General features: G+C 44.9%; 16 protein-coding genes. 8 read left to right on the top strand and 8 right to left on the bottom strand.

Annotated features, from left to right (window positions below; translation table 11 throughout):
- Positions 1–2 precede the first annotated feature (2 nt).
- Both WAO38_RS11310 and WAO38_RS11305 read right to left on the bottom strand, forming a co-directional pair.
- Positions 3–515: an FMN-binding protein gene (locus WAO38_RS11310; RefSeq protein ID WP_422237166.1), complete on the bottom strand. Its 513-nt coding sequence runs from the start codon at positions 513–515 to the stop codon at positions 3–5.
- Positions 515–1,837 (bottom strand): porin, encoded by a 1,323-nt coding sequence (locus tag WAO38_RS11305; protein ID WP_422237164.1) that lies wholly within the window; start codon positions 1,835–1,837, stop codon positions 515–517. The genes WAO38_RS11310 and WAO38_RS11305 overlap by 1 nt, the downstream gene beginning before the upstream one ends.
- Positions 1,838–1,962: 125 nt before the next feature.
- Here WAO38_RS11305 and WAO38_RS11300 point away from each other — a divergent pair, with 125 nt between their 5' ends.
- Both WAO38_RS11300 and WAO38_RS11295 read left to right on the top strand, forming a co-directional pair.
- Positions 1,963–2,907 (top strand): FAD:protein FMN transferase, encoded by a 945-nt coding sequence (locus WAO38_RS11300; protein ID WP_422237162.1) that lies wholly within the window; start codon positions 1,963–1,965, stop codon positions 2,905–2,907.
- A 41-nt stretch (positions 2,908–2,948) separates the two neighbouring features.
- Positions 2,949–3,500 (top strand): manganese efflux pump MntP family protein, encoded by a 552-nt coding sequence (locus WAO38_RS11295; RefSeq protein WP_422237258.1) that lies wholly within the window; start codon positions 2,949–2,951, stop codon positions 3,498–3,500.
- On the opposite strand, the gene WAO38_RS11290 is transcribed toward WAO38_RS11295, so the two are convergent.
- Positions 3,497–3,862 carry a hypothetical protein gene (locus WAO38_RS11290; RefSeq protein WP_422237160.1) on the bottom strand — a complete coding sequence of 122 codons (366 nt, stop codon included), beginning with the start codon at positions 3,860–3,862 and terminating at the stop codon, positions 3,497–3,499. The two genes, WAO38_RS11295 and WAO38_RS11290, sit on opposite strands and share 4 nt — an antisense overlap.
- Before the next feature lie 62 nt (positions 3,863–3,924).
- Between WAO38_RS11290 and WAO38_RS11285 the strand changes: the two genes are divergently transcribed.
- Positions 3,925–4,326: a rhodanese-like domain-containing protein gene (locus tag WAO38_RS11285; protein WP_422237159.1), complete on the top strand. Its 402-nt coding sequence runs from the start codon at positions 3,925–3,927 to the stop codon at positions 4,324–4,326.
- 69 nt (positions 4,327–4,395) lie between these two features.
- Here WAO38_RS11285 and WAO38_RS11280 read toward each other — a convergent pair whose 3' ends face one another.
- Positions 4,396–4,710: a hypothetical protein gene (locus WAO38_RS11280; RefSeq protein WP_422237157.1), complete on the bottom strand. Its 315-nt coding sequence runs from the start codon at positions 4,708–4,710 to the stop codon at positions 4,396–4,398.
- Between the two features lie 95 nt (positions 4,711–4,805).
- On the opposite strand from WAO38_RS11280, the gene WAO38_RS11275 reads away from it, so the two are divergent.
- Positions 4,806–6,014, top strand: a complete 1,209-nt coding sequence (locus WAO38_RS11275; protein ID WP_422237155.1) for a diguanylate cyclase domain-containing protein — start codon at positions 4,806–4,808, stop codon at positions 6,012–6,014.
- A gap of 1 nt (position 6,015) precedes the next feature.
- On the opposite strand, the gene WAO38_RS11270 is transcribed toward WAO38_RS11275, so the two are convergent.
- Genes WAO38_RS11270 through WAO38_RS11255 form a run of 4 tightly spaced genes read right to left on the bottom strand, consistent with a single transcriptional unit; the run spans position 6,016 to position 8,974 of the window.
- Entirely contained in the window at positions 6,016–6,354 is a 339-nt protein-coding gene (locus tag WAO38_RS11270) for a translation initiation factor (RefSeq protein ID WP_422237153.1), read from the bottom strand.
- Positions 6,351–6,557 carry a DUF1653 domain-containing protein gene (locus WAO38_RS11265; RefSeq protein ID WP_422237151.1) on the bottom strand — a complete coding sequence of 69 codons (207 nt, stop codon included), beginning with the start codon at positions 6,555–6,557 and terminating at the stop codon, positions 6,351–6,353. Before WAO38_RS11265 ends, WAO38_RS11270 begins: the two co-directional genes overlap by 4 nt.
- Entirely contained in the window at positions 6,550–7,383 is an 834-nt protein-coding gene (locus WAO38_RS11260; RefSeq protein WP_422237149.1) for a DUF5718 family protein, read from the bottom strand. Before WAO38_RS11260 ends, WAO38_RS11265 begins: the two co-directional genes overlap by 8 nt.
- Positions 7,370–8,974 (bottom strand): ABC-F family ATP-binding cassette domain-containing protein, encoded by a 1,605-nt coding sequence (locus WAO38_RS11255; RefSeq protein WP_422237147.1) that lies wholly within the window; start codon positions 8,972–8,974, stop codon positions 7,370–7,372. Before WAO38_RS11255 ends, WAO38_RS11260 begins: the two co-directional genes overlap by 14 nt.
- Positions 8,975–9,104: 130 nt before the next feature.
- On the opposite strand from WAO38_RS11255, the gene WAO38_RS11250 reads away from it, so the two are divergent.
- From WAO38_RS11250 to WAO38_RS11235, 4 genes are all read left to right on the top strand, one after another.
- Positions 9,105–11,204: a putative bifunctional diguanylate cyclase/phosphodiesterase gene (locus WAO38_RS11250; RefSeq protein ID WP_422237145.1), complete on the top strand. Its 2,100-nt coding sequence runs from the start codon at positions 9,105–9,107 to the stop codon at positions 11,202–11,204.
- A 68-nt stretch (positions 11,205–11,272) separates the two neighbouring features.
- On the top strand, positions 11,273–13,198 hold the full coding sequence (locus WAO38_RS11245; protein WP_422237143.1) for an acetate--CoA ligase family protein: 1,926 nt from the start codon (positions 11,273–11,275) through the stop codon (positions 13,196–13,198).
- A gap of 127 nt (positions 13,199–13,325) precedes the next feature.
- Positions 13,326–13,598, top strand: coding sequence for an RNA recognition motif domain-containing protein (locus tag WAO38_RS11240; RefSeq protein ID WP_015652803.1), 273 nt, complete (start codon positions 13,326–13,328; stop codon positions 13,596–13,598).
- A gap of 89 nt (positions 13,599–13,687) precedes the next feature.
- The gene (locus tag WAO38_RS11235; protein WP_422237141.1) at positions 13,688–13,891 is read left to right on the top strand and encodes an RNA-binding S4 domain-containing protein; all 204 of its coding nucleotides are present in this window, start codon (positions 13,688–13,690) and stop codon (positions 13,889–13,891) included.
- The last annotated feature ends 9 nt before the right edge of the window (positions 13,892–13,900 follow it).

Genomic DNA, 13,900 nt, shown 5'->3' with positions numbered 1-13,900 from the left:
ATTCAAAGCTTTAGGATCTTTAGCAAAAACAAGGCCTCACGAGCCCCGTCCGTAATAGCTCTGGCTGACAAAGTAGCCCCGGTTGTTGTAGGAATGTCTTGATTGAGATGCAAAGTGTCTGCAGCACTTTTATTGTCAAAAACCTGCAGCCAGTTCGCAGTCGGAAGATATTCCATAGGCTCATTAAAGGCAACGATTTCGATTGATTTTATTTTACCTTCGGTATCGATGAGATAAAGGGCGATGGCCGTTTTAGTACGCACTTTTTTATTCATCAACACCCCGTACCCCAGAATTTTCATCTCATTTTTAGCAACATAAATACGATAAATTTTAGAATCGATTTTCTGTTGCGATGCTTTGGAGAGTTGTATTGCTTGGGTATCACTGAGAATTACGTTTTGTACATTAACACTTTTAGCATTAAAAGTATGCTGAGCCAAACTGAGCGGATCACCCAATACCTGGGCGAAACCTGCAGTCATCATGCATAGTAGATACACGAGTATTTTCATCAAAATATAAATCCTAATCCGAAAGAATAAATCCCTTCATTATCGTTGGTATCAACACCATTATTATTATGTCTTAGCTTATATTCCCCTTTGAGAACCACTTGTTCATGAGGGAAATAATTTAAGCCGTACGTAAAGCTTTCGGTATTTCCAAACGAAGTTCCATCGGTAATCGATGTTGCCAGATTATAGTTTTCATATTGAAAAAAGATCGGCAAACGGGTATTTGAAGATGCAAAAAACGGTAAAACATTATACTCCATATTAATGTAACCGCCACGTGCCGATTCCGCATGCTCGGTAGCAATGACACCTTGGTGATCGCCCAAATAAGAATCAGCATGACTCAGGTGCGATTGAGTATACAGCCCTTTGATTTTAAAGCCATCGGATTGATACTGAGCATGTACATCGGCTATCGTCATTCTCCCTTCTTCTAAGCCATTGGTAGAGGGGCCGGCTTTACCGGTATAGACACTTGCACCCAAAAGCAATCCGTTGATGCCGGTGTAATCCAAACGTGCGACAATTCCCAGATTGGAAGTTTCGCTATTGGACCCATTCCCGCCGCGCCGTGCATCACGAATCCAATTTTTTCCGAAAGTACCCGCTTCAGGTTGGCCATCATGATTTGCAAGACCCATATCCAAAGCAACAATCGCTCCGGCTGAATAGTTAAAGCTGTCTGTTTTACCGTATACGCTTACCCCGGTTTCATGCCATGTCGAAGGGATTAGATATCTTTCAACATCCGGACGGGCTACGGTATTAAATAAAACCGGCTCATGATTAAGATTAACAAGACCCATCGGAACGACTTGGTGTCCTAAACGGATATTAAACGAAGGATCCACCAAAAAGTCCAAATAGAGCTGTTCAACAGCAATTTCCTGGCCGCCATGCTCAAATTCAATTTCAGAATTCAAGATGATATTATCACTGAATTTATACCCGATATAGGGGACAAAGCGATAAACTTCGGTTTCATCCGTACCTGTATTTCTTTGGTGTGTATAGAACATTTCACCGTATCCACCGATAGAGAGAGGGTTTTTGGAATAGTAGACTTTTGATGCCGCCGCTCCAAGCCCAGCTTCTGTTTTAGTCATATCGATACTGCTGAAAGATGTTGCGTTTTGGATGTTAATCAATTCGCCGGTCAACGCTTCTGTTTGTTCTACCTGTTTTTTTCCATTTTCCTCCAACATCGAAAGACGCTCACTGAGGATTTTGAGCTGACTCTTAAGCTCACTGATTTCATCTGCACTTACTCCGGTCGATAAAGCCATTGCAGCAACTGCACTGATAACGAGAGATTTCATTGGACTTCCTTTTTGATTTTGATTATTGATTCCGTAAGTATAGGTGGATCAAGCTGAATTACAAATTAATAATGAAAATAATTATCGTTTACTTATTTGAACCTATAACTTGCTACACTTTCAGCATGAAAGCACTCTTGATCCTTTTACTCTCGCTAACCTTGTTGGAAGCGAATGAACGTACCCAGATTCATATGGGCACCTTCATCAGTGTCAAAATGGAGGATGATAATCGCAGCAATGCTATTTTTGCCCTTTTTAAAATGTTGGATCAGCGCCTCTCAACCTACAAAAGCGATTCTGAAATCTCACAACTCAATCAAAAATCAGAAGGGAATGTTTCTCCCGTTACTCAAAAGATCTTGGAACGTTCCCTGGAAATGTATCATCTTAGCGGCGGAGCATTTGATATAACCGTTGGCTCCTTTTCCCATAGAGGATACCGTTTCGGCTATCAGGATGAGCACATTCCCAGTCCCGAAGAGCTAAAAAAGCTGGAAAAATTTGTGGGGGCAGAACGGATGATTTTAGAAAAAAATCATGTAAACCTTCTTCCCGGAACGATGATTGATCTGGGCGGAATCGGCAAGGGGTATGCCGTTGATTTGTCAATCGAGATGCTAGAAAATGCCGGTATCGATAATGCGGTCGTTGCGGCATCCGGGGATATCGGCTGTTTAGGCGGATGCGAAGTTGACATTCAAGACCCGTTCCATCCAAACGGTTCCATAGCGACGCTCCATTCTTCTTTGAAACGCGTCGCCATCAGCACCAGCGGCAATTATGAACGGTACATTAAAAATACGAAACATAATCATCTCCTCGACCCGAAAACAGGAACCTCAGAACAGCGCTATGCGTCAATAACACTTATCGACACCCATGACAATACCCGTATCGACGCTCTTGCAACAGCCGTTTCCGTGATGGAATCGACTACAGCGATCAAGCTGTTAGAATCTTTGAAAATTGGATATATTCTTATCCACAATAATGGGAAAATTATGCAAAGCGCTATGCCTGAGGGGGTCGTTTTAAATATCCCTTGCACCAAGTATCTTCAAAACTGATAAGCACGCTATAATTCCACACTTTATTTGTGGATATTATGATGGAAATACTTCTTCTTGCCGTCGCACTCGCAATGGACTCCGTTGCCGTCTCGATTGCCATCGGTTCTAAATACAAAGATCTGCTCTTCTCCCGAGCTCTTTTTGTTTCTGCTATGTTTGGGTTTTTCCAAGCGGCCATGCCGATCGCAGGCTATTTCATCGGAATCAGTTTTGCCGACTATGTCCAGGCATTCGATCACTGGATCGCTTTTGGTCTCCTCGTAGGGCTTGGGAGTAAAATGCTCTATGAAGCCTATAAAAATGAGTTTGACGAAGAGGTAACGGATCTCTCGAATAAAACCCTCATCTCCCTTGCCGTTGCTACCAGTATCGATGCTATGGCTATCGGTGTGACCTTTGCCTTTTTGCAAACCGATATATTCAGTGCGGCAGGGGTCATCGGTATTGTGACATTTGTCCTGTGTATCGCGGCAGTCTATGTCGGGAAAAAACTTGGGTCATTGCTGGAGAGCAAAGCAGAGATGCTGGGCGGGATTATGCTGATCGGGTTGGGATGTAAAATATTATTGGAACATTTGGGGATACTTTAATCCCATCCGTCTCGTGCATGGTTGTCGTGTTTTGATTTTTTATAGGTACGGGCATTGATCCGTTTTTCCAGCTGATTTTGGGCGTAAAAAAGTTCTTCTTTGATCGTCTCAATACTCTCGTCACTGGCACGGAAGTCGAGAATTTTCTGCCCTAATGCTTCGAGTACCATGTACTCATCTTTATACAGTTTGACCGCTTCATTTTTTTCCAGAAACCGAAAGTTCATATCTACTTTTTGGTCATACTGCTCTTTGGTCGGATTCTCGCTTTTCGCCAAATACGAAAGTATCCCATTAATAAATCGGCCCAACAGCCGAATATACCGGAGCCGTTTTGAATTTTCTGTTTTAGATTCGCCCATAAAACCTCATGTTAATTATTCATCGATACAATACCGCCATTATACCCTTTAGAGGATTTAGAATGCGTATCACCCTGTTAGCTCTTTTATTATTTGCCTCGACACTGATGGCCGATTACGTTCGCCAACCGGTTGATCAGAAGCTGATCGACTCCAAAATCAAGATTATTGATATCCGTACTCCCGGTGAGTGGAAAACAACAGGAATCATCAAAGGTTCTATCCCGATTATGTTCTTTGATGAACAGGGGAACTATAACACCGAAGCCTTTTTGGGAGAGTTGAACAAAGTCGTTAAAAAGAATGAAAAATTCGCTCTTATCTGTAACAGCGGAAGCCGTTCGCAGGTCGTTGGCACTTTTTTAGGAAAACAGCTCGGTTATCATGTCGTCGATTTGCAAGGGGGGATCCAATACGTGATTCGTAAAAAAATCCCGCTGGAACCCTATAAATCCAAACTGTAACCACTGCGTTTTCTTTTTGCGGTTATCGCTCTGATTGCTGCAGGGGCCGGTTACGGCCTCTACTGGATATTAACGTAAAAACTCCAGTAAATCAATGTACTCTTTTTCAATAACACCGAGATTTTCCAGCATCCGCATCTCATCGATTCCCGGATTCTCGCTCAAAAACTCCCGTCTCCACTGAATATTGTCTTGCAGCTCCGTCAGCCCCGTCGAAAGGTACTCGATCATTGCGTCAATGTCGGCCCCTCGGACGGCGCCTTCCGTATCAGCTTTGTAAAATAATAGTGCATAATCTCCCGTTTCATGGGAAAACCGGAAATCTTCGGCAATATTATGAACAATCGCTTTTATGCGTTCATCTTTAATAATTCGTTTTGCCATCGTCATATCTCCCGTTTAAAGTTTCTCATTGTAATGGCTTTTGGTATAGGAGTTGCTTAGGTTCTATATCCAATTTGAAAAGATTAAACCAAACCGTGGAATCACTTAAACTTAAATCCAAACTTCTCTATCTGTTACTGATTATAGGGTTTGGTCTTGTTATCGTAGGTTTCGTCGGCTATCTCAATATTCAAAATATTAAGCGCAATATCGATACTCTTTACTTCGGCTCCCTCATTCCGCTCAGTGAACTAAACTCCATCACCGAAACCTATAATAATGATTTAGCATCGCCGATCTACCGATGGAGCAATCAGCTCCTGAGCGATGAACAGACTTCCAACAATATCTCTCTTGGAATCGAACGGGTTAACCAACTCTGGACTTCTTATCTTTCCCATGAAAAACGCCCCGAAGAGATGGCCTATGTCGATTACACGGAGACTCAGATACAAAATCTCGAACGCTATTTCGGGGAAGTGCGCTCGATCATCAATAATCCTGACCGCACACATCCCTTATCCTTGACCGTACTCGATGAAAACATCCGATTAATACACGATACGATCCATCAGCTGATCGCGTATGAAAATGCGGCCGCACGCTATGAGCACTCCATTTTATTAGCCGAATATGAAAATGCCCTCAAACAATTGATCTTTTTTTTAGGGGTGATTTTGGCTCTGGTCATGGGTCTGGCCTGGAAAATATTTGCCCAAATCGAGTTACAGCAGCACCAGTTGATGGAATCGACCGAAACCCTGAAACACCTCAATCTCAAGCTTGAGCAAGCATCTTATACAGACTCTCTCACCTCCCTTTTCAACCGGCGCTATTTTAATATCGTTTACGAGCGGGAGTTCAAACGGGCACTGCGTTCTAACAAACCGTTTGTGTTTATGATGCTGGATATCGACTTTTTCAAACAGTACAATGACACCTATGGCCATCTGCAAGGTGATGCCGCCTTGCAAGCCGTTGCAAAAGTATTGAGAAGTACCTTGCAGCGTCCCGGAGATTATCCGTTTCGTCTGGGAGGGGAAGAGTTCGGGATTATCCTCACCGATTCCGATTGTAAAAATGCCCGGATGATGGGGGAGAGGGTACGATCGAATATTGAAAGTTTAAAAATAGAGCACAACGGAAGCAAGATTTTACCGATCCTGAGTATCTCGATCGGAGGTATTTGTATCACTCCGACGGCCCATATGGGGGAAGATGCACTGATCCACACGGCAGACACCAACCTCTACGCCGCCAAAGAACGGGGACGGAATCAAGTCGTGTTTACGACAAAGCTATAACTTATTTCGGATTTTTGAACTTAAATCCCAATTTTTCGAGTGCTTCGCGCACTTTGGGTGCAATCTCACCCTGAAACTCCATCCATCCCTCTTTATACGCACCGCCGCAGGCGAGTGATTTTTTCAAAGTGGAGAGGGTTTTTTGTCCATCATCTTCACTCACGCTGAAAGGGCCGACAAGGGTGACAACTTTCCCTTTTCGTTTCTCTTTTTGGAAAACAAGACGATGTGCGGAAGGGTCAAGAAGGGTTAAGACTTTAGAGGTTTTTTCTTCCTCTATACTCCATCCCTCACCCCATGAACTGCCTAGGTCTAAAGAGAGTTTTGTCCCACGGCTCATTTTACTTCTCCGCAATATTCAAATCGCGGCACTCCATTGGGCATTACTTCGATAAACATCTTTAAAGGACGGACCCATAATCCCCGTTCCCCGTATAGAGGACGGTAGACGACGAGGGTTTCAGAAGTTTCCGAATGCTTGGCTTCTCCGATGACTTCGTAATGTTTCCCCTTGTAGTGGCGGTAAAGTCCGGGTTTAACCACGGATGACCTTTTGGACCAAGGCACTGATCCCCTCACCTTGCAGCGCACCGCGGTTTGCCATTGAAAGGATCGGATTGGTACAGTATTTGGCATTATCGTACACGACGACGATCACCTCATCTCCCTCTCTCAGGAAATTGGTCTCGCCGAAATGGGTATAGCGGGTCGCACCGATACTGATAATCGCCTTACGCGGCAATCCTGCCGCTTTAAGATATGCCCCGATAGGTTCCAACGGACCGAAATCGGTTTGCGTATTGATCTGATTTTTCATCCACTCCAAAAGCTTGCCGTAAAAATAGCTGTAGCCCGGTAATTCCACATCTTCGCCATATCGGAACAAACTTCCGTCCCGGCGTAAAAAGGAGGCGATGCGATAGGTATCCATCACTCCCCCTTTTTCAAAGGTATCGAGTGGGATAAGCGTATCGGAAAGCCCTTTTGAGGCTTTCCCCCAGTTTTTCTTATGACTGATTTTGGCCGCTCCCTCTTTTCGAAGAGAGCAATCATTGTAGGCACCGAAAAATTTCGGTTCGATGTTCGTAACGTTTCCATCCGTATCGTAGCTAAGATCGCAGATTAAAGCGACTTCCGGTTCCGGCTGAACATTGCACTCTTCATTGGGAAGCATAATCGTGTCTGAACTGATCGGGTAAATTCCGATCTGCCCTGCACTGCCCGGCATATAAAACGGAAACATCCCTTTAGGGCCGTTTGGGTCTTCGGTCAGTACATCTTTAAAATCGGCACTCTCCCCCGCTTGTTCGAGGTGAAGGGCAAAATTACCGGCTACACCCAATCCGACGAAATCGTTATAGTGTCCCATTTGCCTTAGCCTCAGCGAACTCTTCATACGTCCCTGTGAAATCGATGTAGCTTCCGTCCAGGTGTAGTTCGATAATACGTCCGGCAAACGCATCCAAAAGTTCACGGTCATGGCTCACACAGATGACGTTCCCGTCAAATTCATACAATGCCTCTCCGAGAGCGATAATCGCTTCAAGGTCAAGGTGATTGGTCGGTTCGTCGAGTACGAGGAAATTTCCCCCCTCAAGCATCATTTTAGAGAGCATCATACGGTGTTTTTCTCCTCCGCTGATCTTCTCGATACTTTTTTCCTGCTGTTCTCCGTTAAAAAGCATACGTCCCAGACAGTTGCGGATCTCTGCGATCTCCCGTTTCGGATCATACGCCCGAAGCCAGTCATACAGCGTTTCCGTCCCTTTGATCCGGTCGGCGGTGTCTTGCGGGAAATAGCTCGGTTCGATCGTCGCTCCCCACTTCACTGTTCCGCTGGTCGGTTTGATCTCTTCCATGATAATTTTACACAAAGTTGATTTCCCGGCACCGTTGGCACCGATAATGGCAATTTTTTCACCCGGAACGATTTGCAAGTTAATATTGTGCAATACCTTTAAATCATCATAGCTGTGTGAAACATCCGCAACGGTAAGGGCTTCGTCACCCATTTGGCGTTTCGCTTTAAACACGATACTCGGATCACGTCTGGATGAGGGTTTGACATCATCAATACTAAGTTTATCGAGTTTCTTTTGGCGGGAAGTCGCCTGTTTTGCTTTGGAAGCATTGGCCGAGAATCGGCGTACAAACGCTTCGAGTTCTTCTTTTTCTTTCAGTTTTTTGCCGCGGTCGGCTTCCGCCTGCTTGATAATCAGGGTCGATGCGATGTACCAATCATCATAGTTACCGGTAAATTCGCGAATTTTTTGATAATCGACATCAAGAATATTGGTAACAACCGAATTGATGAAGTGACGGTCATGCGAAATAACGACCATCGTCCCCTCGTGACGCTGAAGTTCATGCTCAAGCCATCCGATCGTATCGATATCCAAGTTATTGGTAGGCTCATCGAGGAACAAAACATCCGGTTTCGGATACAAAACCTGCGCCAGCAATACTTTGAACTTCTCTGATGAAGGAAGACTTGACATCAAATCGTTATGATGTTCCGCACTGATCCCGACATTCTCCAAAATTTTAGCGATTTGAACGTCATACTCATAGGTCGGGTCCTCTTCGACACAGATCATTTCCAAATCGGCGAGGCGGTTATTCACCGCATCGTCTTCGAAATCTCCCGTTGCATAAAGATGCTCTTTCTCTTTGATCGCATCAAAAAGACGTTTATTCCCCCAAAGTACCGCATCGGCAATGGTAAAATCTTCGAATGCAAATTGATTTTGTCCCAAAACACCGACTCTGAGACCCGGTTCGATGGAGATATCACCCTCATACTCTTTGATCTCACCGCTGAGAATTTTCAGAAATGTTGTTTTTCCTGCACCGTTGGCACCGATCAGTCCGTAACGCTTATGGCGATCGAGTTTGAGATTAATTCCCTCAAAAAGGACTCGGCTGCCGAAGCGCATTGTTAAATTTGTTACTTGTACCATTAAAAACTCTTTACCTATTAAAATTTCGCGATTATAGCCAAATTCACTTTATACATTTATGATATAGAAAAAGGTCGTTTTAAACTATAACAAATTAAAATATCACAAATTAATCACTTTTTAGGACTAAATGCAAACTGAAGCTCCCCTTTACGATGTCTTAAATTATCTTCCGGATGGAATTATCATGGTTGATGAGCGGGGTGTCATTCTTTTTGCGAATGCAGCTTTCGCTGAAATGCTGGGATATGAAAGCGACCATTTACTGGGCCTTAATATTCTCAGTATTCTGGCAGACATCGATGTCTTCCAAGTGTGCATTGCCAAAGTCATGCAGGAGGGAAAATCGCTCGATACCGATACCGACTTTCTCCACCTCGACGGAAATATCATTCACACCGTCAAAAGTGTGCGGATGATCCGTCACAACGATCACGTCCGATTCTTTGTCAATGTCCGAAATCTTACCGAGCTCAATCATTTGAACAAAGAGCTTCGTGCCTCCAAAGAGCTTATTGAGCTACAGGCCCGGGAACTCTCAACGCTTCTTCATTCCAAAAACCAGGAACTCGAAGAGATTCTGAGCAGTATTGAGGAAGTCATCTGGTATATCGATAGCGAAAGCCTCTCTCTTCGCTATGTCAACAATGCCATCGAACGGATTTTCGGATTTACCAAAGAGATGTTTTTAGCGGACAACTCCCTCTGGAAACAACGGATTTTTCCGGATGACCATGCTTTGGTACAAATGTTTTTTGAAACCCTTCTCCCCGGCCAATCGCAAGAGATACGATTTCGTATTCTCCACAATGACGGAGAGATACGATGGCTCAACAGCCGTATTCACCATCACCCCACACTCCATCTTTTTATCGGTATCACGAGTGATATTACCTCCCCCAAAGCCCAAAGTGAAGAGATCGCCTTTTTAGCCTACCATGATCCGCTCACTATGCTTCCTAACCGCGCCAAGCTCAAACTGCAGCTCGAAGGGCGTTTCGAACACTCTGGCTTTACCCCTTTTGCACTGATGTTTTTGGATTTGGATAATTTCAAAAATATCAACGATACGATGGGTCATAAAATCGGAGACAAGATACTCATCGAAGTCAGTAACCGGCTCAAACAAACGCTGGGAAAATATGATTTTTGTGCCCGTTTCGGCGGAGACGAATTCGTTATTTTACTCCAAGATGCCGATACTCCTAGCATCGATATGATCGCAGAACGCTTGATCCAAACCTTTAAAGAACCGTTTAAAATCAATGAAATGGACTTTTTTCTCTCTTCATCCATCGGTATTGCCCTTTATCCTGAAGATGCTTCCAACGGAGATGATTTAATCAAACATGCCGACACTGCCATGTATGAGGCTAAGAATAAAGGAAAAAATCAGTTCGTCTATTACCATACCTCCATGCAGCGGGCTATTCACGAATTTTTGCATATTGAATCGTTGATCCGCGACGGTCTTTCCCTCAATCTCTTCGAACTTTATTTTCAACCTTTAGTGGAGGCAAAAACCTTGCGTTTGGAAGGATACGAAGCCCTTCTTCGTCTTCCGCATCCGGATAAGGGATTTGTCGCCCCGGATATTTTTATTTCCGTCGCCGAATCAAACGGTGATATCCTCCTTATCGGAAAAGAGGTTCTGATTCAAGCATGCAACTTTATTGAAACGGTTCGCCTCCTGCGTGACGAACCGTTTTTTGTAGCCATCAACGTTTCGGCAAAACAGCTTCACCGGGAAGAGTTTGCCCATGAACTTCTCCACTATTTAGTCGAGCGCAATATTCCGACTTCTTATCTCAAGGTAGAGGTAACCGAAAGTGCCGTCATGGACAATATCGATATTGTAAGCCGCCAGCTCACTCAACTCAAGGAGGGAGGGGTACGTATTTCTTTAGACGATTTCGGTACCGGGTACTCCTCTTTTGCCTATTTGGCACAGTTGCCGATTGATACGCTAAAAATCGACAAATCTTTTATTCTGCCGCTATTTGAAGGAACCTCCAATCGCCATATCGTCGAAGCGATTTCCAATCTTGCGCATGTACTCGGAATGAATGTCACGGCAGAAGGGGTTGAAGAGAGTTCCCATTACGATTTTCTGATCAAAAATGACATTGACACTCTCCAAGGCTACCATCTTTGCCACCCTCTTCCGAGCGATCAGATTCTCCAAAAATTACGGGATGAGGCTCTTTACTTTACACCCGCTCCCCGTTAGGTTATACTACCTCCTTGCTTGACCTCGGAGAGGGAGCGTTTATCTAAATTTCTGCAGGAGAAATAACGATGGTCGAATCGGAGCTTTATCCTCTACTACTGCAATCAGGCTTCCAAATCCCGCCTTTTAGCCGCTTTGCCCTCAATGAACCGCTGGAAATCGATTTTTATCCCATAGCCCTCAAAATCGAATCACCTAAAATCGTTCATAAAAGCGATGTCGGCGGAGTTGCTCTCTCTATCGGAAATGCGGATGAGGCTCACAATGCGCGAACGCAAATGATCAACCGTATACGCGAACACAATATTGCTCTGAGTCCCGATGACGGATTTATCGCAACCGCCATGATTCAGGGGGAAGAATTATTCGCCGGAGTCGTGGATGACCCCATTTTCGGGCAAATCATCCTTTTTGGCAAAGGGGGCGTTTTACTGGAGCTTTACCGTGACGTATGCTATATCGATATACACGCCGGCGAAGACGAAATTCTCCGTGCACTTCGCACCACCAAGATCAGCAAACTCTTTGAGGGTTTCCGGGGAGCTTTGCCGTGTATGGAGAAGATCGTTGCTTTCATCCAAACGCTTCAAAACTTTATCCAAACGCATCCCGATATTCGCGAATGCGATCTTAACCCCGTTATTTTCAATCCGGAGGGGCTCTATGTCGTCGATGCCCGAATCGACTATCATCAAACCATCCCCGAACCCGCACTCACCCCGAGAATTCGGCATAACTTTTTCGATAACCGCACCGTTGCCGTTATCGGGGCATCCAACGATCCCAATAAAGTCGGTTATGCGGTTGCCCATAATGCACTGACATTCAGCGGTAAACTCTATCTGGTTAATGTACGGGGAGGAAGCTTTGAGGGGCATACGCTCCACTCTTCTCTTCGCGATATCGACGATACCATTGATACTGCCGTTATCACAATCCCTTCGGAATATGTGCTCGAAGCCATAGAGTCATTAATCCCCAAAGGGGTGAAAAATCTGATCATCGTTTCTGCGGGGTTTAAAGAGATCGGGGATACCCGAAGCGAAGAACGTCTTAGTGCGTTGGCACAGCAGCATAACCTCAATATTATCGGTCCCAATTGTCTCGGATACTACGAGTCCATCCGAAATCTCAACCTCACCTTTGGCTCATCCGCGATCAACAAAGGTTCTCTCGCCCTTATTGCCCAATCGGGTGCCGTTCTCTCTTCCTTAATGGATAAAGCATCTCAAGAGGGGATCGGATTCTCCCACATCCTCTCTGCCGGGAATATGGCCGATATGGACTTTGCCGATATCATCACCATGCTCTCCGCAACCCCTGAATGCGAAGCGATCTCACTTTATGCCGAGGGGATACGGGACGGAAAAGCCTTTTTGGAAGCGATTCGCCGCTGTCCTAAACCGATTCGGGTCTACAAAGCGGGGAAATCCCCCCAGGCACGAAAGGCGGCATTTTCGCATACCGGCAATCTCAGCGGAGATTATCCTATGTTCCGCGGACTTCTGGAGAGTGTCGGCGTTAAAATGGTAGATACCCTCGAGGCACTGCTTTATGCCAAAAGTTTTGATAACATCGCCATCATTACCAATGCCGGAGGCCCCGGGACGATCCTCACCGATACCATTATCGAACGCGGTTCAGGCCTCTATAGCCTCAATGAGCGTGACATCGAAGCACTCGATGCGATATTACCGTCCAATTGGTCACGCAATAACCCAATCGATATTATCGGGGATGCCCGCAGCGAACGTTTTGAAGCGGCATTGCGCTGCGTAGATGATATGGAAAATGTCGACATGGTTTACCTGCTGATCACCCCGCAAATGATGACCGATACGTTCGATATCGTCCAACTCCTTGAGCGACCGTGGAAGAAACCGATTTTCCCGATCCTCTTGGGCGGAGCCATGATGGAAGAGGCTTTGCGCTTTTTACAAGAGCATTCTAAGCCATGTTTTACCACCATACACGAGGCTGGAGCGTTTTTGTAAAGATATAGACGGGTGATCGGACTAATAACGGAAATACAATTATTTTTAACATTCCCGTAAGATTGTAATGGTTAAAATGTGCTAAGGATTATGCTGGTTATAGTTCGATTTTTTCACGGAGTACAATGTGACACAAATTTATGTCGGGAACATTCCCTACGGCAAAGACGAAAACGATCTTAAAGATCTTTTCGGACAATACGGTGAAGTTAGTTCAGTTAAATTCGTAAATGACAAAGAGACAGGCCGTTTCCGCGGTTTCGGTTTCGTTGAAATGGCGAACCAAGACGAAGCTAACAAAGCGATCACAGCCCTTGAAGGTAACGATTTCGGTGGACGTACACTTCGTGTTAACGAAGCCCGCCCACGCGCACCACGCCCTCCACGCGACCGCTGGTAATCACATCCATGAGGCCCTCGGGCTTCATGACTCTCCACGTTCCCCTTTTTTATCCATAATATTCGATATTTTATTCACAAAGACATACCATGACTTATACTCTTACCGAGCCCTATATAGAATTGCATAAACTCATTAAACTCTTAGACCTTGTCGACACCGGCGGACAGGCCAAAATGCTGATCGAAAATGCTCATGTACTCCGAAACGGCGAAGTCGAAACCCGCAAACGGGCTAAAATCACCAAAGGGGAGAAGATCACAATCGGCGATGTCGTCATCGAAGTGATCTAATCCATTGTT

The organism is Sulfuricurvum sp. (assembly GCF_049277495.1).
In the GTDB taxonomy this organism is placed as follows: domain Bacteria; phylum Campylobacterota; class Campylobacteria; order Campylobacterales; family Sulfurimonadaceae; genus Sulfuricurvum.
The sequence above is the reverse complement of the archived record's forward strand: the minus strand, read 5'-3'. Positions and strand labels throughout refer to the sequence as shown.

What these genes read in the sequence shown, in the direction of transcription:
- WAO38_RS11250 (WP_422237145.1), top strand. Translation starts at nt 9,105, where the DNA reads ATGCAAACTGAAGCTCCCCTTTACGATGTCTTAAATTATCTTCCGGAT.
- WAO38_RS11235 (WP_422237141.1), top strand. Translation starts at nt 13,688, where the DNA reads ATGACTTATACTCTTACCGAGCCCTATATAGAATTGCATAAACTCATT.
- WAO38_RS11255 (WP_422237147.1), bottom strand. Translation starts at nt 8,974, where the DNA reads ATGGTACAAGTAACAAATTTAACAATGCGCTTCGGCAGCCGAGTCCTT.
- WAO38_RS11260 (WP_422237149.1), bottom strand. Translation starts at nt 7,383, where the DNA reads ATGGGACACTATAACGATTTCGTCGGATTGGGTGTAGCCGGTAATTTT.
- WAO38_RS11285 (WP_422237159.1), top strand. Translation starts at nt 3,925, where the DNA reads ATGCGTATCACCCTGTTAGCTCTTTTATTATTTGCCTCGACACTGATG.
- WAO38_RS11295 (WP_422237258.1), top strand. Translation starts at nt 2,949, where the DNA reads ATGGAAATACTTCTTCTTGCCGTCGCACTCGCAATGGACTCCGTTGCC.
- WAO38_RS11310 (WP_422237166.1), bottom strand. Translation starts at nt 515, where the DNA reads ATGAAAATACTCGTGTATCTACTATGCATGATGACTGCAGGTTTCGCC.
- WAO38_RS11245 (WP_422237143.1), top strand. Translation starts at nt 11,273, where the DNA reads ATGGTCGAATCGGAGCTTTATCCTCTACTACTGCAATCAGGCTTCCAA.
- WAO38_RS11305 (WP_422237164.1), bottom strand. Translation starts at nt 1,837, where the DNA reads ATGAAATCTCTCGTTATCAGTGCAGTTGCTGCAATGGCTTTATCGACC.
- WAO38_RS11280 (WP_422237157.1), bottom strand. Translation starts at nt 4,710, where the DNA reads ATGGCAAAACGAATTATTAAAGATGAACGCATAAAAGCGATTGTTCAT.
- WAO38_RS11290 (WP_422237160.1), bottom strand. Translation starts at nt 3,862, where the DNA reads ATGGGCGAATCTAAAACAGAAAATTCAAAACGGCTCCGGTATATTCGG.
- WAO38_RS11270 (WP_422237153.1), bottom strand. Translation starts at nt 6,354, where the DNA reads ATGAGCCGTGGGACAAAACTCTCTTTAGACCTAGGCAGTTCATGGGGT.
- WAO38_RS11300 (WP_422237162.1), top strand. Translation starts at nt 1,963, where the DNA reads ATGAAAGCACTCTTGATCCTTTTACTCTCGCTAACCTTGTTGGAAGCG.